Genomic DNA, 23,509 nt, shown 5'->3' with positions numbered 1-23,509 from the left:
CGGCCGTCATCGTTCGCCGAGTTGGGCGGCGGCCAGGGCGAAGCCGTTCGCCGCGGTGGCGCAGCGGCCGGCGAGGAGGTCGACCTCGGCGCGCAGGGCGCCTGCCCGGGGGTCCCGCCGGGTCGGCGCCACCGGCGTCGCCCGCAGCCGCACCGCGTGGGTGCGCAGTACGGAGGCGTGTCCGCGCAGGCCGTCGACGGGGCGCGGGCGGGCGGCGGGCCGGGGCGCCGCCCCGGGGAACCGGGCGCGGACCGGGTGGCGGTGGGCGGCGGGCCGGTCGGGCCGCGCCGGTCCTCCGAAGCGCTGGGGCCCGCCGGGTCCTGCGGACTCTCCCTGCCCGTTGGCGCCTTCGGGCAGGCTCGGGCCGGGGTCGCAGAAGGCCCAGACGGCGGCTCCCAGCCCGAGGAGCGGTTCGGCGGGCACGGCCCGGCCGGTGGCGACCTGCCAGCCGGCGTGGTCGTTGAAGGGGTTCGCGTCGGTCAGGGCGTGCCAGGCCAGGATGTCGGCGAAGGCGGGGCCCAGCAGCGCGAACGCGTGCTCGGTGCCCCGTTCGCGCATGATGCCGCGGAACAGCCGGGCGGCCTCGGCCTGTCGGCCTTCCCCGACGGCTTCGAGGACCGCCACCGCGTCGGGGTCTTCGAGCAGTTCGGGGCGGCTCGCGCCGACGGCCCGGATCCGGGTCCGGAGCCCGCAGACCGCGATGCTGATCGCGAGGCTCTCCCGGCCCGCCAGCAGCCCGGCGAACCGGCCGGCCCGGGCCACGCCCCGGCCGCGGGGGCCCCAGCCGAGGCCCTCCGGGTCGGTGAGGGTGCGCAGCAGGGTGCGCCAGCCGAGCCGACGGCTCCCGCCCCGGGCGAGGGCCGCCGCGGGCAGGCGGGCACCGAGGGCCAGCCCGGAGGCATGGCGGGCGGCCTCGCCGACCGCGTCGGCGGCTTCGGCGAGTACGCGGCACAGGTCGTCGAGCAGGTCGACGTCCGCGTCGGTGGACGCGGCGGTCGCGGCGTCGGGCATGGGATCCTCGCGTGGTTCGGCAGGGGGTTGTGTCGGAGGAGGGTTGTGTCGGGAGGGGGTTGTGTCAGGCGGGGGGGGTGTGTCGGGCGGCGGGGTTGTGTCGGGCGGGCAGTGGTGGAGTCCGGTCGGCTGTGGGAGTCGGGCCGGACGGGTCGGTCGGCTGCGGGGGCGTGGCGGAGTCGGCGGCGGGGTCCGGTCACCGGCGCGTGAGGGTGAGCCTGATGCCGTGGGGGTCGAGCGTCGTGGGGAGCGGTCCCACCGGGTCCAGGACCGGCCGGGCGGCTCCGATGCGGTGGCCCCGTAGCACCTCCGCGCAGAACGCGGCCGTGATCAGCAGGCCGAGTTCGTCGCCCGGGCAGCGGCCGCCGCCGTGTCCGAAGGGCGCCATCCGGGTGTCGTGGTCGGCAGCCGGGTTCTTCCACCGGCCGGGCACGAACACGTGCGCGGCCGGTACCCGTTCGGGGTCGCGCTGGTGGAACGCGGCGGGCAGCAGCACGGAGGTGCCGGCCGGGCAGCGCACGCCCCGCCAGTCGGTCTCGGCGCTGGTGACCCGGATCAGCTCGGGCACCGCCGGGTAGAGCCTCAGGGATTCCCGTACGCAGGCCCGCAGCCTGGGCAGTTCACCGCCCCCCGCCGCGCCCGCGGCCGCTTCGGCGCCGACCGCGTCCTGCTCGGCCGGGTGCGCGCCGAGCAGGAGCAGGGTGCGCAGCAGGGTGGCGGGGATGGAGTCCATGGCCAGCAGCCACTGGCGGGCCTGGCCGGCCGGGTCCGGGGCGCCGGCCCGCGCCACGAGGGTGCTCGCGTCGGCCCGGCCCGCGTACTCCCGGATGCGGGAGCCGGCCAGGTCGTACGGGGAGCCCTTGCGCAGCCCCGGCCCGGGCCCGTCGGGGCGCGAGCGCCTGAGCCAGCCCGCCAGTTCCTCGTCCTCGGCGGCGGCGTCGCCGAGGACGATGCGCCGGGCGGCGCGGCCCACGGCGCGGTGCGCGCGGGCGAGTTCGAGGGTGCCGGAGGCGGTCAGGTGCCGGGCCTCCTCGACGACGGCCGCCAGGACGCCCGCGGCCAGCGCCCCGGCGTCGATCCGCCGCTGCGGGCTCACGGGTTCGGCATAGAAGCGGCACAGGTCCCGGGGGTCGAGGAGGACGAGGACCGTCTCGCCGGACCGCGTCCGCAGCAGGACGGGCGCGTCGCCGTGGCGGGCGCGCAGGGCGCGCAGCGCGGCGGAGCTGCGGGCGGGGCCGGATCGGGGCCGGTCACCCAGGAGCAGGGCAGCGGTGCGCAGAAGCGATTCGCGTACGGATGTCCGCCGGCCGGGACCTCCCGCGCCGAGCCCTGGCACGGCCGGCCCGCGGTCCGCGAGCGGCACCTCACCGCGGGGCGCCCGACCGACCGCCCCGGATCCCGCGGCCGCCCACCGGTGCTGCCCGGCGGGCGCACCCGCCGCACCCCGCGAAGGCAGCCGGGTCCGCCCGGCGAGGGCCCTGACCCGGGCCCGGAGCCCGTCGAGGGCGACCCCTTGGACCGTACGCATCCGCGGACCTCCACAGCCGGCACAACAACGGTCGGTGACATCGGGATCACCGTACGTCCCCCGCGCATGCCGCGCGCCCCGAGCACTACGGCCGGGGGTCCAGCCCGACGAGGAGGGCCGCGACGTCCAGGCCGGCGGTGAGGTAGGAGGTGAAGGTCTCGTTGTGCAGGGCCCACGGGGACCTTCGGCGGCGCACGAGCGCGATGGCCTCGGCCGGCGCCATCCCGCGGTCGATCAGGCACTGGGCGACGACGAGCCCGGAGCGGTTGTAGCCCGAGTGGCAGCGTACGAGCGTGGTGAGACCCGCTTCGAGGGCCAGCCTCGCGGTCCGGGCCAGCCGCTGCACCGTGTGCAGCTGGCCGGCGTTCAGGGCCGCGTCGGGCACCTCCCCCACCACGTGCTCGGCGCGCGGGCCGGGGCCGTGGCCGGTCCGGGTGAAGAGGCTGATGACGACGTCGAACTCGTCGGCCACGATCACGGGCCGCAGTTCCCCGGCGGGGTCGGTCCAGTAGTGCCCGCCCATCCAGAGACCGGGCGCGACCTCGTCCCACGGGGTGGGCGGGCCGGGTACCTCGCGGTCCCGCCGACGGGTCTTGGCCATGCGCCACCTCCGGGATGCGGCCCTCAGGATGGCACGTGACGACCCCTCAGCGGGGGCCGGTCGGGGGAAAGGCCCGGTCGCGGAAGGCCGTGCGGAGGTGGGGGTGCGGGGTGGTGGGCAGGAGGAGGGCCCAGCGGTGGTGGCGGGGGGAGATCCAGAGGGCCGGGCCGGCGGGGGTCGGGGCGTGGTGGGACCAGGCGCCGTGGGGGGCGGGGTGCCAGAGCAGGCCGCGGGGCGGGGTGAGTTCGCCGGTGCGGATGCGGAGGGACTGGGCGGTCCAGGCGCGGGTGATGCCGACTCCGGTTTCCGGCGGGGCGAGGAGGTGGCTCAGGAAGCGCACGAGGTCGGCGAGGGGCGCGTGGAGGACGCCGTCGGCGTAGTGGGTGCGGGTCATGCCCAGGGGGTGCCAGACGCGGGTGGCGGCGAGCTCGGCGAGGGGGCTGCCGGAGAGGTGCTCGGCGAGGCGGGCGAGCGCGGCGGCCCCGTCGGCACGGGTGAGCAGGTGGTGGACGGTGGCGGTGCCGGGGGCACCCGTCGCGGCGACGTCCCCGTAGGCCGCGAGCGGGGTGTGCAGGCCTAGCGTGCCCTCGTCGGCCAGGGCTCCGACGACGGGCCACACGGCGAGGACGGCGGCGAGTCCGCCGACGTCGAAGAGTGCGTCCCCGGCGGCCGCCGCGCCGTCGGATTGCGCCTGGACACCGTCGGGTCCGCCGACGGCCCAGACCGCTCCGGGGTCGGCGGACCCCACGAGGGCCCGGATGTCATCGGCCTGGTCGCTCAGGAGCGTCATGGTTCCCCACGTTAATCAGCCGCACACCGGTCCCCCGGCGCATCGGGTCGGAGTCGCCGCTCCGGCCACCCGAATGCGCCGGGGGACGCGGTGCCCGGGCTACGGGCGGTCGGGGCGGTCGGTCACCCGCAGGGTGTTCAGCTGCGGCTTGCCGAATCCGGCGTGCGTGACGAAGCGGATGTTGAGCACCCCGTCCGTCACCGTGACCGTGTACGTGCGGGTCAGGGCCGTGTACGTGCCCGCCTCCAGGGAGATGTCCAGGGAGGGCAGGACCTGCGTGCCCTCGGCCAGGACGTCGAAGACGCGCTTGTTCGGCTTGGTGGAGGAGAGCTCCGCGAAGCCCAGCTCCACCGTGTAGGTCCCGTTCGGCACGTTGTCGAAGCGGTACTCGTACATGCCCTCACGGGCGCTCCGGAACAGCTTCTGGTCGTCCGTGCCGGCGATGGTGCGGCCGGTGGACTGTGCGGTGGCGTTGCCCTGGTAGCCGTACGAGCCCGCCGTGTACTTGCGGTCCGGGGACCAGCCGTCGCCCAGGGAGTCCGTGCTCGCGGAGGTGGAGCCCGCGTCGAGGGCGACCTGGTAGCGCGGAACGACGATCTTCACGGGGACGCTGAGGACCGGGGTCCGGCCGCTCACCGAGGTGATCTTGAGATCGGCGGTCAGGACCGTGCCCGGGGCCAGGCCCGCCGTGTCGACGGCGAGGGCGACCGGCGCCTTGGCCCCGGTCGGGAGGTTCCCGGTCGCCGGGGTGGCCGTCAGCCAGGCGGCGTCCTCGGACACGGTGAACGCCGTGTCCTTGCCGGAGTTGGTCAGCTCCAGGGTCCGGGTCCGCTTCTGGCCGGGCGGGAGGACGACCTCCACGGCCGGCGCGGACGCGGTCACCTTGCCGGTCCGCAGCGACTGCGTCACGGGCGTCACATCGGCGGCCTTGACCTCCAGCGCCGCGGTGACGCCCTCGTAGTTCGCCGCCAGGAGGGAGATGGACGTCCGGCCGGACGGGCTCTGGACGACGTACCCGCCGTCCGCCGCCGTGGTCGCCGAGACCACCGAGTCGCCCGTGCCGACGCTCACCGTGGCACCCGCGATGCCGTTGCCGTCGTTCGCGTCGAGCACGCGGCCCGCCACCACACCGCTCTTGGTGGTGCGGAAGGCGATGGACAGTCCGTCGGTGATGACCGGGGTGTTGAAGGAGTACTTGAAGGCGTCGGTGCCGGTGGCGTTCTCCACGCCGACGGTGGCCGTGGAGCCGCCCTTGATCCCGGTGCCGCCCGTCCCCTTGTAGGAGTACGAGACGGTGCCGTCCTCGCCGACCGCCGCCGAGAAGGAGAACTTCTCGGCCTGCGCCGACCAGTGGGCCACCTCGCGCCACTCGATCACGTACTGGCGGTGCGGGGCGGCGCCGGTGACAGCGGTGAACACGCCGGAGCCGGTGCCCGCCGCGCCGACGACCAGGTCGTCCCAGAAGGGGTAGAGGGCCGCGTTGGGCGTGGCCGTGCTCGGGATGTCGGCGTTGATGTCACCGGTGTTGTTGCCGCCGAAGCTGACGGTGCCGTTGGTCCCGATCCACGCCTGGGCGTACGTCTTGCCGTACAGCGGCAGCGGGAAGGGCAGGTCGACGCGCTCGGTGGTGTTGTCGCCGGTCAGCGCGAGCTGGCGGCTGCCGGGCTGGTACGGGCGGTCGCCGGCGGTGGCGCAGGCGTAGCCGTAGCCGTCGGTGCGCTCGGGCAGGCTCACCGCGACCGTGGTGTCCCCGGCGACGGTGGCCTTGGCCGTGCCGCCGGTGACGCAGCGGGAGGGGTGGGTGGCGTTCACGTCGTAGGTGCCGTGCGGCAGGGTGACCTCGAAGCGGCCCTGCGCGTCGGTGGTCGCGGTCACGGGGGTGTCCGCGATGGTGACGGAGGCGCCCGCGGCGGGCCCGGCGGCCGAGGAGACCGTACCGGTGAGCTTGCCGGAGGCGGCCTGGGTGAGGCTGAAGTCGCCGGTGGCGGTGGCGTTCTCGGTCACCGTGGCGGTGGCGGTCTGCGGTCCGTAGCCGAACTTGGCCGCGGTCAGGGCGTAGTCGCCCACCGAGAGGGAGGCGAAGCGGTAGGTGCCGTCGGCCGCGGTGGTCGTCGTACGGTCGATCGGGCCGTCGGCGGTGACCTTGACGCCGGCGACGGGTGCGCCGCCGGAGCGGACGGTCCCGGCGAGCGCGCCGATGGCGCCGCGCGGGGCGCCGTTCACCGTGGCGAGCGCGTCGAGCCGGCCCTCGCCGAAGACGTTGTTGTCGGCGGTGGTGCCACCGCACTGGCTGCTGTCGGTGTCCTGCGCGGTGCCGTCCAGCAGGGCCTCGGTCTGCGCGATGTCGCCTTCGAGGGCGGGCGCGGCGGACCAGAGCAGGGCCACGGTGGCCGCGGTGTGCGGGGAGGCCATGGAGGTGCCGGAGAAGGCCTCGTACGCGCCGCCGGGGACGGAGGAGCGCACGTTCACGCCCGGGGCGGCGATGTTCGGCTTGACGATGCCGCCGGGGCCCGCGCCGCGCGAGGAGAAGGGGGCGATGGCGTTGTTGATGTCGAAGGCGCCGGAGCTGTAGGAGCTCGCGTAGTCGCCGGGCGAGCCGCTGGTGGCGCAGCTCGGGCCGGAGTTGCCGTTGGAGAAGGCCGGGAAGATGCCGGCGGCCCGCCAGGCATCGACGATCTGCTGGTACCAGTCGTCGTGCGCGGCGCTGCCCCAGGAGTTGTTGACGACGTGCGGGGCGAGGTCGGGCCGCGGGTTCTGGCCGTTCAGGTCGGTCGGGGCGACGATCCACTGGCCGGAGGCGAGCAGGGAGGCCTCGGAGCAGGAGTTGGTCTCGCAGCCCTTGGCGGCGATCCACTTGGCGCCGGGCGCGACACCGATCTTGTTGGCGCCGCCGTCGTCGCCGACCATCGTGCCCATGGTGTGGGTGCCGTGGTCGTTGTTGTCGCAGGGGGCCGCCGTGGAGCACACTCCGGCCGGATCGAACCAGTTGTAGTTGTGGTCGTAGGACCCGTCCGCGCCCTTGCCGCGGTATTGGTTGTTGACCGCCGGGTGCGTGTAGTCCACGCCGCTGTCGATGTTGGCGACGACGATGCCCTCGCCGCGCACGCCGGCCTGTTCCCAGACCTGGGGGGCCTTGATGCGGTCGATGTTCCACTCGACGGCGTCGGCGGCCGCCTTCTCCCGGGTGCCCTCGGCGGGTTTGGGGAGGTCGACCTTGTCGTCGGCGTCGATCCGGGAGACCTCGGGGCGCTGGGCGAGGGTGCCGGCGAGCTTCTCGCTGCCGACGACGCGGACGGCGTTCACGATCCAGTACGAGGTGTACTCGGCCTTGGCGCCTTCCAGGGCCTTGATCACATCGGCCTGGGTGCGCGCGGCGTGGTCCTTCTTGGCCCGGAGCACGGTCTCGGCCTTGGCGGCGCGGATCTGCTGCCTGCCCGCGGCGGTGAGGTCGGCGGCGCTGTCGAGGTAGACCCAGAAGGCGGCCTTGGGCGACTCGCCGAGCTGGGTGCGGAGCTTGGGCTCGATCTTGCGCTCGGCCGCGCTCGGGGCGGGGCGGGGGTCCGGTGCGGCCGCGGCGACGCCCGCGCCGACCGGGAGGAGCAGGACCGAGGTGAGGGCGGCTAGCGCCGCGCGTAAGGAACGCCTGTTGCGTTGGGCCACGTGTGGTCTCCTCGTACGCCGTGTGTGCGGGTTGTGCGGGAAGGGTGTGCGCGTGACGTGCGCGGGTCATGGTGAGCGAGAGGTCATGCTCATTACAAGAGGCACAATTGAGCCGCATGGCCGCACGCGCCGCACGCGCCATGCGGGTCGCGCGGGCCGCACAAGGCCCGGCACCCGCGGCCGCCGCAGCCGTCCCCCGGCAGCCCGACGGCGCGCCCGGTGGCCCTTCCCGGCCACGCGCGCCAGCCTGAAGTCATGACCGCGCCCGCCGAACCCCCCGTCACTCCCGCGGTCCCGCTCGCGTCCGCGCAGGGCCGGTGGATCCTGCTGACCACCGTCCTCGGGTCGAGCATGGCCCTGCTGGACTCGACGGTGGTCAATGTCGCCCTCCCCCGCATCGGGCAGGATCTCGACGCCGATCTGGCCGTGCTCCAGTGGACGGTCAACGCCTATCTGCTGACGCTGGCCGGGCTGATCCTGGTCGGCGGGGCGCTCGGCGACCGCTTCGGGCGGCGCCGGATCTTCGTGCTGGGCGTGGTGTGGTTCGCGGTGGGCTCACTGCTGTGCGGGATCGCGCCGAACGCCGGGATCCTGATCGCCGCCCGCGCCCTCCAGGGCATCGGCGGCGCACTCCTGACGCCCGGCTCCCTCGCGCTGATCCAGGGCTCGATCCGCGCCGAGGACCGGGGCCGGGCGGTCGGCCTGTGGTCGGGGCTGGGCGGGGTGGGGGCGGCCGTGGGGCCGTTCCTCGGCGGCTGGCTGGTGGACGGGCCCGGCTGGCGCTGGGTGTTCCTGCTGAACGTGCCGCTGGCCGCGCTGTGCGTCCCGGTGGCACTGCGCCACGTACCGGAATCGCGGGACCCGCAGGCGCACGGGCGGTTCGACATCGCCGGGGCCGTGCTGGGCGCGGCGGCGCTGGCGCTGCTGACGTACGCGCTGATCGAGGCGCGGGCCGCCGATGCGCCGGTGATCATCGCGGCGGTGGCCGGCGTGCTGCTGGCCGGCGCGTTCGTCCAGGTCGAGCGGCGTCGGGCCGATCCGATGATGCCGCCGTCCATGTTCTCGTCCCGGCTGTTCACCGCGGTCAATGTGGTCACCCTGTTCGTGTACGCGGCCCTCGGCGGCTTCTTCTTCCTCGTCGTGCTCCAGCTCCAGGTGGTGTCCGGGTACTCGGCGCTGGCCGCCGGCGCGGCCATGCTGCCGACCACCGCGCTGATGCTGCTGCTGTCGGCCCGGTCGGGGGAGCTCGGGGAGCGGATCGGGCCGCGGATCCCGCTGACCGTGGGGCCGCTGCTGTGCGCGGCCGGGATGCTGCTGATGCTGCGGGTGGGGCCCGGGGCCTCGTACGTAAGGGACGTGCTGCCGGCGATGGTCGTGACGGGCCTGGGCCTGGTGACGGTGGTGGCTCCGCTGACGGCGACCGTGCTGGCCTCGGTGGACCCGGGCCGGGCCGGGCTGGCCAGCGGCATCAACAACGCGGCCGCCCGCGTGGCCGGGCTCCTCGCAGTGGCGGCGCTGCCGCTGCTGGCCGGCATGGGACCGGAGGCGTACCGCTCGGCGGCCGAGTTCGACGCCGCCTTCGGGCGGGCCATGCCCTGGTGTGCGGGGGCGCTCGTGGCCGGCGCCGCCGTGGCCTGGGCGACCGTACGCTCCCCCGCGCCCGGGGCCTGCCATCCGCAGTGCCAGACGCACTGCGGGGTGACGGCCCCGCCCCTCGAACCGCAGCGGGAGGCCGGACCTGCGGACAAGCCGACCGCGGGGTAGCGGGGCGGCATGTGCTGGAGCGCGACGGCCGATCTGACGGCGGGCACGGCCATCACCGCCGTCGGGCTCGTCTGCGTGGCGGCGGTGGTGCGCGCGCGACGGCTCGAGCGACTGCCCGTCGCCGCGCTGCCGCTGCTCCTGGGCGCCCATCAGCTGGTGGAGGCCGCCGTCTGGAACTCGGGCGGCGGCTGCTCCCCCGCCGCGACGGCCTGGGCCGTGATCGCCCTGCCGGTCCTGCCCGTCTGGGTGCCGTTCGGGGTGCTCCTCGCCTCCGCGCCGGAGGTCCGGTGGCGCCTGTGGGGGCCGGCGGCCGTCGGGCTCGCCACCGCCGCCGTGCTCGCGTACTGCCTCGCGACCCGGCCGGTGACCGCCGAGATCCGGGGCCACACCCTCGGCTACGGCGTGAATGTTCCGTGGATGCCCCTGGTCCTGACGGGCTACCTGTCCGCCACGCTCGGCTCCCTCCTGCTCGCCGGGGACCGGTGGCTCCGGCTGCTCGGCGCGGTGCTGGCCGCCGGGGCATTGGCCTGCTCAGCGCTGTGGCGGCTGGAATTCGCCTCCACCTGGTGCGCGTTCGCGGCGGTCGCCTCCGTGCTGGTCCTGGGCTGGGTCCGGCGCCCGCAACCCGGTTCCCCTGTTACGTGATCGACCGAAAGTTACCTATACGTATGTAGTGACTTCACACGAGAGCGGCAGTAGAACTCGTTCCCATTCGGCCGAGAGTGAGGAACGTCACATGAGTGACACTGCCCTGCCCGGAAAAGGTTCCAAAGGGATTTCACGTCGCGGATTCATCGGTAGAACAAGTTCCATTCTCGGGGCGGTGACCCTCGCGGGCCACATGTCCCCGGCCGCCCATGCGCAGTCAGCCGCCACTCCCGCTCCCATCGACAACGGCGCCCACGTGCCGGCCCTGGTCATCGGCACCGGCTACGGCGGCTCCGTCGCGGCCCTGCGCCTCGCCCAGGCGGGCGTCGACGTACAGATGATCGAGATGGGCATGTCCTGGGACACCCCGGGCTCGGACGGCAAGATCTTCCCGAAGGTGACCAGCCCGGACTACCGTTCGTTCTGGCTGCGCACCCGGACCAAGGCGCCGCTGAGCAACTTCCTCGGCTTCCCCATCGACAAGGACGTCCCCAAGTACACGGGGATCCTGGACGCCGAGGACTTCGCCGGGATCACGGTCTACCAGGGCCGCGGCGTCGGCGGCGGGTCGCTGGTCAACGGCGGCATGGCGGTCACGCCCAAGCGCGCCAACTTCAGCGCCGTCCTCCCGTCGGTGGACGCCGAGGAGATGTACTCGACCTACTACCCCCGGGCCAACGCCGGGCTCGGGGTCGGCATGATCGACCCGGCCTGGTTCGACACCGCCGACTGCTACCAGTTCTCCCGGGTCGGCCGCAAGCACGCGCAGCGGTCCGGCTTCGCGTGGACCTTCGTCCCCGACGTGTACGACTGGGACTACATGAAGCGGGAGGCCGCCGGCACCGCCACCAAGTCGGCGCTGGACGGCGAGATCCTCTACGGCAACAACCACGGCAAGAAGTCGCTGGTCAAGACCTACCTCGCCGAGGCCAAGGCCACGGGCAAGGTCACCATCTCGCCGCTCCACAAGGTCACTTCGGTCACCCCGGCGGCGGGCGGCGGCTACACGGTCACCATCGACCAGATCAACACCACCGGCGACACCGTGGCCACCAAGACCGTGACCGCGGACCGGGTGTTCTTCGCGGCCGGCAGTGTCGGCACCAGCAAGCTCCTGGTCAAGCTGAAAGCCACCGGTGCGCTGCCGAACCTCAACAACGAGGTCGGCAAGGGCTGGGGCGAGAACGGCAACGTCATGTGCGGACGCGCCAACCACCTGTGGGACCCGACCGGAAAGCTCCAGTCGACCATCCCCTGCTCCGGCATCGACAACTGGGACGCGGGCGGCGCGTTCGCCGAGGTCGCACCGCTCCCCACGGGCATCGAGACGTACGCCTCCTTCTACCTGTCGATCACGAAGAACCCGAACCGGGGCGAGTTCACCTGGAACGCCGCGACGGGAGCCGCCGAGCTGAACTGGCAGACGGCGTGGAAGCAGTCCTCCATCACCATGGCCAAGACCATCTTCGACAAGATCAACTCCAAGGAGGGCACGATCTACCGGACCGACCTGTTCGGTGGGAACAAGATCTGGAACGACACCCTCACCTACCACCCGCTCGGCGGTGCGGTCCTGAACAAGGCCACCGACAACTACGGGCGCCTCCACGGCTACACCGGCCTGTACGTGATCGACGGCGCGCTGATCCCCGGCAACACCAGCGTCAACCCGTTCGTCACCATCACGGCCCTCGCCGAGCGCAACATCGAGAAGATCATCGCCACCGACCTCCGGTAGGGCCGCGTCCTCCCCCCAGCGGCCGGGGCCGTTCGGATGTCACCGAACGGCCCCCTATCCATGCGCGTTCCGCGCCGCTCAGTGCCCCGGCAGCACGCAGACGCTGTCCAGGCCCAGCACGTGGTTGAGCCGGCCGAAGGCCAGCCAGGACCCGATGCTCATCGTCAGCTCCACGATCTCCAACTGGCTGTAGTGCGCGGTCATCCGCTCCCAGAACTCGTCGTCGAGGCCGTGGTGGTCGAGGGTGTACCGCTCGGCGTACTCCGCCGCCAGCCGCGTGCGCTCGTCGAAGCGGTCCGTGGTGCGCCACTCGGTGACCGCGTCGGGGAACTCCTCCTCGACCTTCTCCCCGTCCCGGTCGGTGCGCCAGTCCAGGCAGAAGACGCACCCGTTGATCTGCGCGACGCGCAGCCGGGCGGCCTCGAACTCCCGCAGGCCCAGGGTGGTGTGGGCGTACACGGACAGGGAGAAGTTCGCGGCGGCCATCCCGATCCCGGGGACCATGTCGCCCCAGACGTACTCGATCGGGTGCTGCCCTTCCGGAACGTCGATCCTCATGGCTGTTTCCTTCCGAGTCTGCCGATGGCGGGGCGCAAGGGGATGTCGAGGGCGTCGTACAGTCCGGGTTCCGCCTCGGTGAGCCAGTCGATGGCGCTCACCAGGCGGCCGACGGCGGTGGCGTTGCCGCCGGCCGAGCGGTTCTCGCCCTCGTCGGTGGCTTCGATGGTGACCTCGATGCGCGGGCGGCCCTCGATGACGACCCGGTGGGCGCCGTCACCGCCGTCGGGCGGGGTGGGCCAGTCCGGCGCGCACGAGGCGTGGATGCGGGTGACGTGCTCGATGACGATGCGGGGCTCGCCCTCGACGATGCCCTGCACCTCGAAGCGGATCGCCCCCTGGGTGCCGGCCTCGAACTCGCCCATCGTCCGGGTGGTCACCGTGGTGTCGAGCGCGCGCCGGTCCACCGTCTCGCGTATCTCGTCGAGTTCGACCCCGAGGGCACGGGCCATCATGCGTATCTGGCCGCCCCACACCATGGTCGGGATCGCGGGCATGAGCATCATCGGCTCGTACTCCATGGGCTGGCCCATGCCGACGAGGTAGCGGACGGAGTCCGGCTGGTCGTAGGTGGAGTAGTCGAAGATCTCCTGGCAGCGGATGGCGTCGATGGTGGTGCCGAGTCCGCTGAGCAGGATCGGGAGTACGTCGTTGCCCCAGCCGGGGTCGACGCCGGAGGCGAAGAGCGAGCCGCCGCCCTCCGCTATCGCGGCCAGCACCGGATCGCGGAACTCCGGTGGTGCGCTGCGGTGGTCGTAGAGCGGGTAGAGCGCGGGGCTGACGACCACCGCGCCGGCCCGGATGGCCCGGGTGATGTCGGCGAGGGCGTCGTCGGGCCGGACGTCTCCCGAGGCGGCGTACACCACGGCCTGGGGACGGGCGGCCAGCACGGCCTCGATGTCGTCGGTGGCGTCGACGCCCAAGGGGCGGTCGAGTTCGCCGAGTTCACCCGCGTCGCGGCCGACCTTGGCTGGATTGTGGACGATGACCGCTGAGAGTTTCAGCGCGGGATGGGCCTCGACGGCGCGGATGGCCAAACGGCCGACGTTGCCGGTACCCCAGACAACCGTGGAAATCATGCGCGGAGGGTAGCGACAGGACCTGCATGTTTCCAGAGTCTGCCGGGCCTCCTCGGCTACTGGTTCCGGGCGCCCAGGACGAAGAGGAGGTAGACGAAGAAGGCGAAGAGGTGACCGACGAACAAGTAGGCGATCAGCCGGATCACCAGACCGCGCGGGAACTTGGACTCCATCTTGGACTCGGTCTTGGCTTCGGCCTGCGGCTCGGTCTGAGGTTCGGGCTGCGCATCGGCATGGTGCTCCGACTGCGACTCGGTCTGGTGCTCGGTCTGGGACATGGCTACGGCTCCTCGCCTATCGGTGGTGCGTGGTGGTGGCGCCGCCGCCCAGGCACAGCCCGGCGAGGCTGCTCTGGAGCAGGGTGTGGACGAACAGCAGGTCGGTTCCGCCGGCGGTGGCGGCCGTGATCCGGTGCGGGGTGAGCGAGTCGAAGTGCGCGCTGTCCCCCGGCTCCAGCAGGTACTCGGTCTCCCCCAGGTGCAGCCGCAGCCGCCCGCCCAGGACGTACAGCCATTCCTCGCCCGGATGGACCCGGACCAGCTCGCCCTCGCCGCGACCCTGAGGGACGTGCACGCGCAGCGCCTGCATCCCGCGCCCGGAACCGCCCGCCTGCCAGTACGTCCACCCGTCGGCCTCGCGGGCACCCGGTCCGCCGGCCCGTACGATGGGATCGGCGACCGCGGGGGTCTCGCCGAGCAGCTCGGAGACGGTCGTGCCGTAGGTGCGGGCGAGCGCGAGCAGCAGCGGCAGCGAGGGCTGGCGCCGACCGGTCTCCAGGCGGGACAGGTGGGCGGGCGAGAGCCGGGCCCGTGCGGCGGCGGCCTCCAGGGTGAGCCCGGCGCGGCGGCGCAGGTCGCGCAGCTGCGGGGCCACGGCGGGCAGGTCGTCGGGAGCGGGGACGGCCTCGTCGTCGGGGCCGCGGGCAGGACCGGGTGTCATGCCCCGATTGAGCCAGAATCTTGCCTGCCTGGCAATCCGTCTTGCCTCTGAGGCAAATCACCTGCCGTCGGCGTCAGCGTCGGCCCCGCCCTCCCCTTCCCCCAGTACCGTCCCCACCGTGTCCGCCTGCCCGGCGTTCTTGTCCGGGCGGTGCCTGAGCACCCGCGCGAAACGCAGTGCGACCCCGGCCGGGTAGCGCGGGGAGCGCTGCAGGCCGTCATAGGCGATCTCCACCACCAGCTCGGGCCGTACCCGGACGGTGAACCCGTCGTCCGAGACCGCGAGCGCGCGCAGCGCCCCGGTCTGCCAGCGCAGCATCTCGTCCGTGAGCCCCTTGAAGGTCTTGCCGAGCATGGCGTACGTGCCGTCGGCGGCCCGCGCCCCCAGGTGCAGGTTCGACAGCAGTCCGGTGCGCCGCCCGTGGCCCCATTCGGCGGCGAGGATCACCAGGTCCAGGGTGCGCACCGGCTTCACCTTGAGCCAGTGCCGGCCGCGCCGCCCGGCCGCGTAGGCCGAGTCCAGTCCCTTGACCATGACGCCCTCGTGCCCGCGGCGCAGGGTCTCGGCCCAGAACTCCTCGGCCTCGGCGGCCTGCGCCCGCGGGTCCTCGACCACGAGCCGGCGGACCCGGGCGTGCTCGGGGACGAGGGCGGCGAGGGCCTCGTACCGCTCGCGGACGGGGCGGTCGAGGAGCACCTCGTCGGCGGCGGCCAGGACGTCGAAGAAGAAGGGGACGACCGGCAGGGTGCGCCGGGCGGCCTCGACGTCGACCCGGGAGCCGACCCTGCTCGCGATCTCCTGGAAGGGGACGGGGCGGCCGTCCGCCGAGCGGCCGATGACCTCTCCGTCGAGGATGAACCGCTCCCCCGGCAGCGACCGGGCCAGCTCGGCCACCTCCGGCAGGCGTGCGGTGATCTCGTCGAGGGAGCGCGTGTACACCCGTACGTCGTCCCCGTCCCGGTGGACCTGGACCCGGATCCCGTCGAGCTTCTCCTCCACCGCGCAGGGCCCGAGCGCGGCCAGGGCCCCGGCGACCGATGCGGCGGTGCCGGCCAGCATGGGCTGTACGGGCTGCCCCACGCGGAGGGTGAATCCGTCCAGTGCCGGCGCTCCGCGGGCCAGCACGGCCGCCGCGACCCGGGGCAGCGAGCCGTCCAGCATCACGGCGCGGCGCAGATCGGCGGCCGGTACCCCGGCGGCCGCGGCCACCCCCTCCAGGGCCACCGCGTCCAGCGCGCCCTGGCGCACCTCGCCGGACAGCAGGCTGCGCAGGAAGGCCTGTTCGTCGGCGGTGGCCGCGCCCAGCAGGCCGTCGAGGATGCGGCGCCGAAGTGCTTGCGACCCCGTACCCGAGGCGGCTGCGAGTTCGGTCACCGCCTCGTCCACAGCGCGCACGGTCAGGGTGGGCTCGGCCGCCGGTTCGACCTCGTGCGCGAGCAGCCGCCAGCCGATGCCGGGGCGGCCCTGCGGGAGGCGCCCGGCGAGGTAGGAGATCACCAGGGCGGCCTCCTCCGGGGGCGCGGCGGCGAAGACCTCCGCGAGCAGGGCGGTCTTGCGGGACCGGGCGGAGGTGTCGGCGACCTCCCGGGACACGCGCGCGAGCTCGGCCAGCAGCATGCGGCCATCCTCCCGCCGGGCGGGGCGCGCCGCACCACGGCCCGCATACCGCAGGCGCGGTACTCGACAGCGGGCGGAGTACTCCTCGGGAAGTGGGGGACATCCCCCTGTGGGCGCTCGGGCACCGGGGCACCTGGCGTTTAGGGTTCCCGTATGAAGCTCCGACTGCCCGGGGGACGCCGGAACCGCCTGCTCGCCGGCGCCGCCGCGCTCGCCGTCGTCGCGGGAGCCGGTACGTGGACGGCCTCGGCCGCCGCCGGCGACGCGCCGGCCGTGCACCGCCAGGACGCCGTACTGGACATGCCCGATGCCGCCATCGACACCTCGTACTTCACCGCCGGAGGTGGGGACGGCGGCGGGAAGAAACGTCCCGCCGTGCTCCTCGGGCACGGTTTCGGCGGCAGCAAGGACGACGTGCGCGAGCAGGCCGAACAGCTGGCCCGCGACGGGTACGCCGTCCTGACCTGGTCGGCGCGCGGCTTCGGCCGCTCCGGCGGCCGGATCGGCCTGAACGATCCCGAACACGAGGTCAAGGACGTCTCCCGGCTCATCGACTGGCTCGCGACCCGCCCCGAAGTGCAGCTCGACGGGGACGGCGATCCGCGCGTCGGCGTCTCCGGCGCCTCCTACGGCGGTGCGGTCTCGCTGCTCGCCGCCGGGTACGACCGCCGCGTGGACGCGATCGCTCCGCAGATCACCTACTGGAACCTCGCGGACTCCCTCTTCCCCAACGGCGTCTTCAAGAAGCTGTGGTCCGGCATCTTCTTCACCACCGGCTCCTCCGGCGGGATGCAGCCGGCGCAGCAGGGCCCGCAGGCGCCCGATCCGCTCGCCGCGCCCGGCTGCGGACGGTTCCAGCCGGAGCTCTGCGCCATGTACGAGCGGGTCGCGGTGGCCGGGAAGCCCGACCCCGATGCCCGGGCGCTGCTGGAGCAGCGCAGCCCCTCCGCCGTCGGCGCCAAGATCAAGGTGCCGGCCCTCATCGTGCAGGGCCAGGACGACTCCCTCTTCCCGCTGGACCAGGCCGACGCCATGGCCAAGGCCATCGCGGCGAACGGCGCGCCCGTCTCCGTGGACTGGGCGGCCGGCGGTCACGACGGCGGCATGCGCGAGGCCGGCCGGGTCGAGGCCCGGGTGACGGCCTGGTTCGACCGCTACCTCAAGGGGGACGAGGGCGCCGACACCGGCCCGGCGTTCCGCGTATCGCGCTCCGGCGGGATCGACTCCACCGACGGACAGGTCCAGCTGCGCGGCGCGAGCGGCGAGCGGTACCCTGGGCTGACGTCCGGCCCGCAGGAGTTCGCCCTGACCGGGCGCGAGCAGAGCTTCGCCAATCCGGCGGGCGGCGCCCCGCCTGCGCTGTCCTCGCTGCCCGGCATCGGCGGACAGCTCGCCGCCTTCGGAGCCGGGCTCTCGCTGGACTTCCCCGGGCAGAACGCCCGGTTCGAGTCGGAGCCGCTGGCGAAGGAGGTACGGATCACCGGGACCCCGACCGTAACCCTGAACGTGAGGTCGACGGCCGCGGACGGTTCGGCCGTGCTGTTCGGCAAGGTGTACGACGTCGGGCCCGACGGCCGCCAGCAGGTGCTGCCCAGTCAGCTGGTCGCCCCGGTGCGGGTGGAGAACGCGCAGCAGGGCACGAACGTCGCGCTGCGGCTGCCCGCGATCGACCACGCCGTCGAGGCCGGACACCGGCTGCGGCTGGTGGTCGCCGCCACCGACCTCGGCTACGCCACGCCCGCCGCGCCCGCCACCTACACGGTGTCGGCTCAGGGCCCGCTGGCCGTGCCCGTCGCCACGGAGGTGCGGACCGCGGCGGCCGGGCTGCCCGCCTGGACGTGGGGGCTGCCGCTGGGCGCGGCGGCGCTGGCCGCGGCGCTGCTCGGGATCCGGCGGACCGGTCGGGGGGCTGCGGGGGCGCGGGCCGGCGTAGCGCAGCCCGAGGCCGCACTGGCCGACGTACCGCTGGAAATCACCGGACTGACGAAGAAGTACGCGAAGGCGCAGGACCGGTACGCCGTACGGGACCTGTCGTTCCGGGTGGAGAAGGGGCAGGTGCTGGGGCTGCTCGGGCCCAACGGCGCCGGGAAGACCACCACCCTGCGGATGCTGATGGGGCTGATCTCGCCGGACGCCGGGGAGATCCGGGTGTTCGGGCACGCGGTGCGGGCCGGGGCTCCGGTGCTGTCGCGGGTCGGGGCGTTCGTGGAGGGCGCGGGATTCCTGCCGCACCTGACGGGTCGGGCCAACCTGGAGCTGTACTGGCAGGCCACCGGCCGCCCGGCCGAGGACTCGCACATGGAGGAGGCCCTGGAGATCGCCGGGCTCGGCGACGCGCTGGAGCGCGCGGTGCGCACGTACTCGCAGGGCATGCGCCAGCGGCTCGCGATCGCGCAGGCCATGCTCGGGATGCCGGACCTGCTGATCCTCGACGAGCCGACGAACGGTCTGGACCCGCCGCAGATCCGCGAGATGCGGGACGTGATGATCCGCTACGCGGCGGGCGGGCGGACGGTCATCGTCTCCAGCCACCTGCTGTCGGAGGTGGAGCAGTCCTGCACGCACCTGGTGGTCATGGACCGCGGCCGGCTGGTGCAGGCGGGCGAGGTCGCCGAGATCACGGGCGGCGGGGACGCCCTGCTGGTGACGCTGGCCGGGCCGGTGGACGAGGTGGTCGTCGAGAAGGTGGCCGCGCTGGAGGGAGTGGGCTCCGTGACGGCCGCGGCCGACGGGCTGCTCGTACGGCTCGAAGGTGCGACGGCCGCCGGGCTGATCGCCGAACTCGTACGGCTGGAGGTGCCGGTGAGCGGAGTGGGGCCGCACCGTCGGCTGGAGGACGCGTTCCTCACCCTGATCGGAGGTTCCGCATGAGCACGGTAGAGGTCCCGCGGGAGGTGGCCCCCGGCTACCGGGCGAGCCGTACGCTGCCGCTGCGCGTGGAGGCGCTGCGGCAGTGGCGCCGGCGGCGGACGCTGGTGATGGGCGGGGTGCTGGCCGCGCTGCCGTTCATCCTGATCATCGCGTTCGCGGTGGGCGGCGGGCCGGGCAGCCGGAACGGCGGGGACGGCCGGATCACCCTGATCGACACGGCCACCGCCTCGGCGGCGAACTTCGCGGCGACGTGCCTGTTCGTCTCGGCCGGCTTCCTGCTGGTGGTGCCGGTCGCGCTGTTCTGCGGGGACACGGTGGCCTCGGAGGCGAGCTGGTCCTCGCTGCGCTATCTGCTGGCCTCTCCGGTGCCGCGGGCGCGGCTGCTGTGGAGCAAGCTGGTGGTGGCGCTCGGCTTCAGCCTGGCGGCGATGGTGCTGCTGCCGGTGGTGGCGCTGGCGGCGGGCACGGCGGCGTACGGGTGGGGGCCGCTGAAGCTCCCGACGGGAGGTTCGCTGGCGGCCGCGGACACCGTGCCGCGGCTCGCGCTGGTGGTCGCCTTCATCTTCGTGTCGCAGCTGGTGACGGCGGGGCTGGCGTTCTGGCTGTCCACGCGGACGGACGCGCCGCTGGGCGCGGTGGGCGGTGCGGTCGGGCTGACGATCGTCGGCAATGTGCTGGACGCGGTGACGGCGCTCGGGTCGTGGCGCGAGTTCCTGCCGGCGCACTGGCAGTTCGCGTGGGCGGACGCGCTCCAGCCGCAGTTGGAGTGGGCCGGGATGGTGAAGGGGGCGGCGGTGTCGGTGTCGTACGCGCTGGTGCTGTTCGCCCTCGCCTTCCGGGGGTTCTCCCGCAAGGACATCACGTCCTGAGAGGAACGGACGGACGGACGGGCTTGCGCGGGAGGGACCCCAGGGGGTGGTGTCAGCGGCCCAGTACGCGGACGGGTGAGCCGTCGAGGAACGCTCGGATGTCCTCGACGGCTTCGCCGTAGTACGTGGCGTAGTTGGACCGTGTCACGTAGCCGAGGTGCGGGGTGGCGAGCAGCCGCGGAGCGGTGCGCATCGGGTGCTCGGCGGGCAGCGGCTCGATGTCGAACACGTCGATCCCCGCGCCGGCGATCCGGCCCGCGTGGAGGGCTTCGAGGAGCGCCTCCTGGTCTACGATGGCCGCCCGGGAGGTGTTGACCAGGTAGGCGGTCGGACGCATCAGGCCCAGCTCGGCGGCGCCGATCAGGCCGCGGGTGCGCTCGCCAAGGGCCAGGTGGACGGAGACGAAGTCGCTGCCCGCCAGCAGTTCCTCCTTGGACCCGGCGAGAGCCACGCCCACCTCCGCGGCCCGCTCCTCGGTGAGGTTGCGGCTCCAGGCCACCACGTCCATGCCGAAGGCGAGCCCGACCCGGGCGACGCGGCTGCCGATCTTGCCGAGGCCGAGCAGGCCGAGGCGACGGCCGTGCAGGTCGGCGCCGATGGTGCTCTGCCAGGGGCCGTACGCGCGCAGGGCGTTGTTCTCGGGGACGATGCCGCGGGCCAGGCCCAGCAGCAGGGCCCACGTCAGCTCGACGGGTGGGGTGGAGGAGCTGGCGGTGCCACAGACGGTGACCCCGTTGCGCGCGGCGGCGGCGTAGTCGATCACCGAATTGCGCATTCCGCTGGCGACGAGCAGCTTGAGGCGGGGCAGCCGGTCGAGCAGGGAGGCCGGGAACGCCAGCCGCTCGCGCAGGGTCACGACGATGTCGAAGTCGGCCAGGCGCGCCGCGAGCCGGTCCTCGTGGGAGAGGTGGTCGGTGTAGGTGACCACCTCCACCCGGTCCGCGACCGGGGACCAGTCGGCGAGCGTGGTCGCGGCCTCCTGGTAGTCGTCGAGGACCGCGCAGCGCAGCCGACCCGTCACGCCGGGGCGCCCGGGGCCACGGCGTCGATCTCGGCGAGCAGCTCGGCCTCCAGCGGGCGGTCGGCGACGGCCGCGTTGGCGCGTACCTGCTCGGCGGAGGTGGCTCCGGCGATGACGGAGGCGCAGCCGGGCTGGGCGGAGAGCCAGCCGATGGCGAGTTCGAGGACGCTGCGGCCGTGCTTCTCGGCGAGGGCGGCGAGGGCTTCGACGATGTCGAGCCGCTGCTCGGTGAGGTAGGCGTCGCGGCCTTCGAGGCGGGAGCCGGCCGGGACGGGCGCGCCCCGGCGGATCTTGCCGGTGAGGAGGCCGTTGGCGAGCGGGAAGTACGGGAGCACGCCGACGCCGTAGTGCAGGGCCGCGGGGACGAGCTCGCGTTCGGCCGACCGCTCCAGCAGCGACCACTGGTTCTGTGCGGATACGAAGGGTGCCGCGCCGGTTTCGCGGGCGGTGTGGGCGGCTTCGGCGAGCTGCCAGCCCGTGAGGTTGGAGTGGCCGATGTAGCGGACCTTGCCCTCGGCGACGAGCTCGGTGAGCGCGGCCAGGGTCTCGGCGATCGGGGTGGCCGGGTCGGGGCTGTGCAGCTGGTAGAGGTCGATGTGGTCGGTGCCGAGGCGGCGCAGGGACTCCTCGACGGCCCGGCGGATGTAGGCGCGGCCGCCGCGGGCGCCGGCGGCGGGGCCGTACTTCATGTCCATGCCGTCGTAGCCGAACTTGGTGGCGAGGACGACCTGGTCGCGGCGGCCCTTGAGGGCCTCGCCGAGGTGGCTCTCTGAGCCGCCGAGGCCGCCGTAGATGTCGGCGGTGTCGAGGAGGGTGATGCCCGCGTCGAGTGCGGCGTCGACGACGGCGCGGGTGGCCTGGGCGTCGAGGCGGCCGCCGAAGTTGTTGCAGCCGAGCCCGACGGCGGAGACCTGCAGACCTGAACTGCCCAGGGGGAGATAGCGCATGCGTTTCGTTCCTCCGCACTCGTCCGGTACAAGATCGACCAAGCGGTCAGTCTAGGCTCCCCCGCCCGGCGGCGGCACCCGTCTCACTGGAGGGTGACGACCGTGGGACGGCCGAGGTCGGGCCGGTCGCGCAGCGGCAGTTCGGTGCCGGGGCGCTCCAGTTCGAGGACGATGATCTCGTTGTCGCCGGGGTGCCACAGGGGTGCGGGGGCGTAGAGGGTGCGCTGGGGGCCGCGCGGGGTGTCGTAGTGGCCGAGGAGGAAGCCGTTGAGCCAGACCAGGCCGGTGCCCCAGGCGGACAGGTCCAGGAAGCCGTCGGCGGCCTCGGGTACGGGCGCGGTGAAGCGGTGGAAGGCGGGGCCGGGCACCGTGGGCGCTCCGGCCGTCCAGCGCAGGCCGGTCGGGTCGGTGAGCGGCAGCGGGCGGATCTCCCAGCCGAACAGGTGCTGGTGGCCGTGGCGCACGCCGCGCCGGATGCCCTTGCGGTCGTCGATGAGCGGTCCGTAGTTCACCCGGCCCTGTGCGCGGACCAGGAGGTCCAGGACCACGCCCGCTTCCCCGACGGCCAGGTCCAGGCCCTCGTCGGGGGCGTTGCGGTCCAGCACTCCGAGCGGCACTCCGTCGGCGAAGACGTACGCGCGGTCGCCGAGGCCGTCGATCCGGACGGGCATGGAGGGGCGGGGGCCGGTGAGGGTGGTCCGGTAGTGGATCAGCCCGTGGCTCTGGCCCAGCTGCTCCATGGACTCGGGCGCGGGACGCAGTACCGGCTCGCCGCCCAGGACGTCGAGGCCGGACAGCAGCGGGGCCTTGCCCGCGGGGGTGGCGAGGGCGGGGGTGATGCGCGGCAGCGGCTCGGGCAGCGGACCGTCCGGGAGCGGCACGTACTTGCCGATGACCTCGCGGAACGCGTGGAACTTGGGGGTGAGTTCGCCCGCCTCGCCGATCGGGGCGTCGTAGTCGTAGCTGGTTGCCGTGGGCTCGTATCCGGGCTCTTCGGGGCGGGATCCGGTGTGGTTCGCGCCCGCCCAGAAGCCGAAGTTGGTGCCGCCGTGCGCCATGTAGAGGCTCACGGACGCACCGGTGGCCAGGAGTTCGTCGAGCGAGCCGGCCACTTCCTCGACGGCCCGGACGTGGTGGTCCTCGCCCCAGTGGTCGAACCAGCCGATCCAGAACTCCATGGCCATCAGCGGGCCGGTCGGCTGGTAGCGGCGCAGCACCTCGAGGCGCTCGGTGGGACGTGCGCCGAAGGTGGCCGTGGCAAGCCGGCCCGGCACCCTCCCGCCCTGCTGCATGGCGTCCTCGGCACCGTCCGCCGTGAACAGCAGGCAGTCCACGCCGCGCCGTACCAAGCCCTGTTCGATGTGGCGCAGGTAGGCCTGGTCGTTGCCGTACGAGCCGTACTCGTTCTCGATCTGTACGGCGACCACCGGCCCGCCCGCGCGAGCCAGCAGGGGCAGCAACTCCGGTACGACCTGATCGAACCAGTCGTCCACCTCGGTCAGGAACCGGGGGTCGGAGCAGCGCAGCCGCATGGCGCCGTCGGCCAGCAGCCGCGCCGGCAGACCGCCGAAGTCCCACTCCGCGCATATGTACGGACCCGGACGCACGATCGCGTCCAGCCCCAGGCCCTGCGCCAGCCGCAGGAACCGGCTCAGATCCCGCCACCCCGTGAAGTCGGCCTTCCCAGGAGCGGTCTCGTGGAAGTTCCACGGCACGTACGTGTCCACCGTGTTCACGCCCATCGCACGCAACCGGGAGAGGCGGTCCTCCCACAGGTCCGGATGCACCCGGAAGTAGTGCAGCGCTCCGGAGACGATCCGATGGGGGCGATCTGCGCGCCGGAAGCCGTCCTGGTCGTGCGTGAGCAT

General features: G+C 73.7%; 18 protein-coding genes. 5 read left to right on the top strand and 13 right to left on the bottom strand.

Annotated features, from left to right (window positions below; genetic code table 11):
* Positions 1–6 precede the first annotated feature (6 nt).
* The 5 genes from ACFWBN_RS29670 to ACFWBN_RS29650 all read right to left on the bottom strand — a co-directional run bounded on the left by ACFWBN_RS29670 (position 7) and on the right by ACFWBN_RS29650 (position 7,590).
* Complete coding sequence (locus ACFWBN_RS29670) at positions 7–1,011, bottom strand: hypothetical protein (RefSeq protein WP_385181405.1); 1,005 nt, start codon at positions 1,009–1,011, stop codon at positions 7–9.
* A 196-nt stretch (positions 1,012–1,207) separates the two neighbouring features.
* Positions 1,208–2,539, bottom strand: a complete 1,332-nt coding sequence (locus ACFWBN_RS29665) for a cytochrome P450 (RefSeq protein WP_385181402.1) — start codon at positions 2,537–2,539, stop codon at positions 1,208–1,210.
* An 85-nt stretch (positions 2,540–2,624) separates the two neighbouring features.
* Complete coding sequence (locus ACFWBN_RS29660; RefSeq protein ID WP_385181399.1) at positions 2,625–3,140, bottom strand: protein phosphatase; 516 nt, start codon at positions 3,138–3,140, stop codon at positions 2,625–2,627.
* A gap of 46 nt (positions 3,141–3,186) precedes the next feature.
* Positions 3,187–3,930 (bottom strand): hypothetical protein, encoded by a 744-nt coding sequence (locus ACFWBN_RS29655; RefSeq protein ID WP_385181396.1) that lies wholly within the window; start codon positions 3,928–3,930, stop codon positions 3,187–3,189.
* Between the two features lie 99 nt (positions 3,931–4,029).
* Positions 4,030–7,590: a S8 family serine peptidase gene (locus ACFWBN_RS29650; RefSeq protein ID WP_385181394.1), complete on the bottom strand. Its 3,561-nt coding sequence runs from the start codon at positions 7,588–7,590 to the stop codon at positions 4,030–4,032.
* Between the two features lie 255 nt (positions 7,591–7,845).
* Here ACFWBN_RS29650 and ACFWBN_RS29645 point away from each other — a divergent pair, with 255 nt between their 5' ends.
* The 3 genes from ACFWBN_RS29645 (at position 7,846) to ACFWBN_RS29635 (ending at position 11,740) form a co-directional block, all read left to right on the top strand.
* Positions 7,846–9,354 (top strand): MFS transporter, encoded by a 1,509-nt coding sequence (locus tag ACFWBN_RS29645; RefSeq protein WP_385181391.1) that lies wholly within the window; start codon positions 7,846–7,848, stop codon positions 9,352–9,354.
* A gap of 9 nt (positions 9,355–9,363) precedes the next feature.
* A complete protein-coding gene (locus ACFWBN_RS29640) occupies positions 9,364–9,999 on the top strand; it encodes a DUF6629 family protein (RefSeq protein WP_385181388.1) in 636 nt (211 codons plus the stop codon).
* 91 nt (positions 10,000–10,090) lie between these two features.
* Positions 10,091–11,740 (top strand): GMC oxidoreductase, encoded by a 1,650-nt coding sequence (locus ACFWBN_RS29635; protein ID WP_385181386.1) that lies wholly within the window; start codon positions 10,091–10,093, stop codon positions 11,738–11,740.
* 78 nt (positions 11,741–11,818) lie between these two features.
* Here the strand turns inward: ACFWBN_RS29635 and ACFWBN_RS29630 are convergent, their stop codons facing one another.
* From ACFWBN_RS29630 to ACFWBN_RS29610, 5 genes are read right to left on the bottom strand one after another with little or no spacing between them, the layout of a single operon-like run.
* Complete coding sequence (locus ACFWBN_RS29630) at positions 11,819–12,298, bottom strand: carboxymuconolactone decarboxylase family protein (RefSeq protein ID WP_385181383.1); 480 nt, start codon at positions 12,296–12,298, stop codon at positions 11,819–11,821.
* A complete protein-coding gene (locus ACFWBN_RS29625; protein ID WP_385181380.1) occupies positions 12,295–13,377 on the bottom strand; it encodes a dihydrodipicolinate reductase in 1,083 nt (360 codons plus the stop codon). The genes ACFWBN_RS29630 and ACFWBN_RS29625 overlap by 4 nt, the downstream gene beginning before the upstream one ends.
* Before the next feature lie 56 nt (positions 13,378–13,433).
* A complete protein-coding gene (locus ACFWBN_RS29620; RefSeq protein ID WP_385181377.1) occupies positions 13,434–13,655 on the bottom strand; it encodes a DUF6126 family protein in 222 nt (73 codons plus the stop codon).
* A gap of 16 nt (positions 13,656–13,671) precedes the next feature.
* Complete coding sequence (locus tag ACFWBN_RS29615; protein WP_385181374.1) at positions 13,672–14,316, bottom strand: helix-turn-helix domain-containing protein; 645 nt, start codon at positions 14,314–14,316, stop codon at positions 13,672–13,674.
* Between the two features lie 57 nt (positions 14,317–14,373).
* Positions 14,374–15,933, bottom strand: coding sequence for an ATP-dependent DNA ligase (locus ACFWBN_RS29610; protein WP_385181371.1), 1,560 nt, complete (start codon positions 15,931–15,933; stop codon positions 14,374–14,376).
* Positions 15,934–16,086: 153 nt separating this feature from the next.
* On the opposite strand from ACFWBN_RS29610, the gene ACFWBN_RS29605 reads away from it, so the two are divergent.
* Both ACFWBN_RS29605 and ACFWBN_RS29600 read left to right on the top strand, forming a co-directional pair.
* Positions 16,087–18,804 (top strand): alpha/beta fold hydrolase, encoded by a 2,718-nt coding sequence (locus ACFWBN_RS29605; RefSeq protein WP_385181368.1) that lies wholly within the window; start codon positions 16,087–16,089, stop codon positions 18,802–18,804.
* Positions 18,801–19,673 carry an ABC transporter permease gene (locus ACFWBN_RS29600; protein ID WP_385181365.1) on the top strand — a complete coding sequence of 291 codons (873 nt, stop codon included), beginning with the start codon at positions 18,801–18,803 and terminating at the stop codon, positions 19,671–19,673. Before ACFWBN_RS29605 ends, ACFWBN_RS29600 begins: the two co-directional genes overlap by 4 nt.
* Positions 19,674–19,725: 52 nt before the next feature.
* Here the strand turns inward: ACFWBN_RS29600 and ACFWBN_RS29595 are convergent, their stop codons facing one another.
* The 3 genes from ACFWBN_RS29595 to ACFWBN_RS29585 all read right to left on the bottom strand — a co-directional run bounded on the left by ACFWBN_RS29595 (position 19,726) and on the right by ACFWBN_RS29585 (position 23,509).
* Positions 19,726–20,694 (bottom strand): D-2-hydroxyacid dehydrogenase family protein, encoded by a 969-nt coding sequence (locus ACFWBN_RS29595; RefSeq protein ID WP_385181362.1) that lies wholly within the window; start codon positions 20,692–20,694, stop codon positions 19,726–19,728.
* Positions 20,691–21,641: an aldo/keto reductase gene (locus ACFWBN_RS29590; RefSeq protein ID WP_385181359.1), complete on the bottom strand. Its 951-nt coding sequence runs from the start codon at positions 21,639–21,641 to the stop codon at positions 20,691–20,693. The genes ACFWBN_RS29595 and ACFWBN_RS29590 overlap by 4 nt, the downstream gene beginning before the upstream one ends.
* 83 nt (positions 21,642–21,724) lie before the next feature.
* On the bottom strand, positions 21,725–23,509 hold the full coding sequence (locus ACFWBN_RS29585) for a beta-galactosidase family protein (protein WP_385181356.1): 1,785 nt from the start codon (positions 23,507–23,509) through the stop codon (positions 21,725–21,727).

It is taken from the genome of Streptomyces sp. NPDC059989, assembly GCF_042736975.1.
Classification (GTDB): domain Bacteria; phylum Actinomycetota; class Actinomycetes; order Streptomycetales; family Streptomycetaceae; genus Streptomyces.
This window is presented reverse-complemented; position numbering and strand designations above follow the sequence as displayed.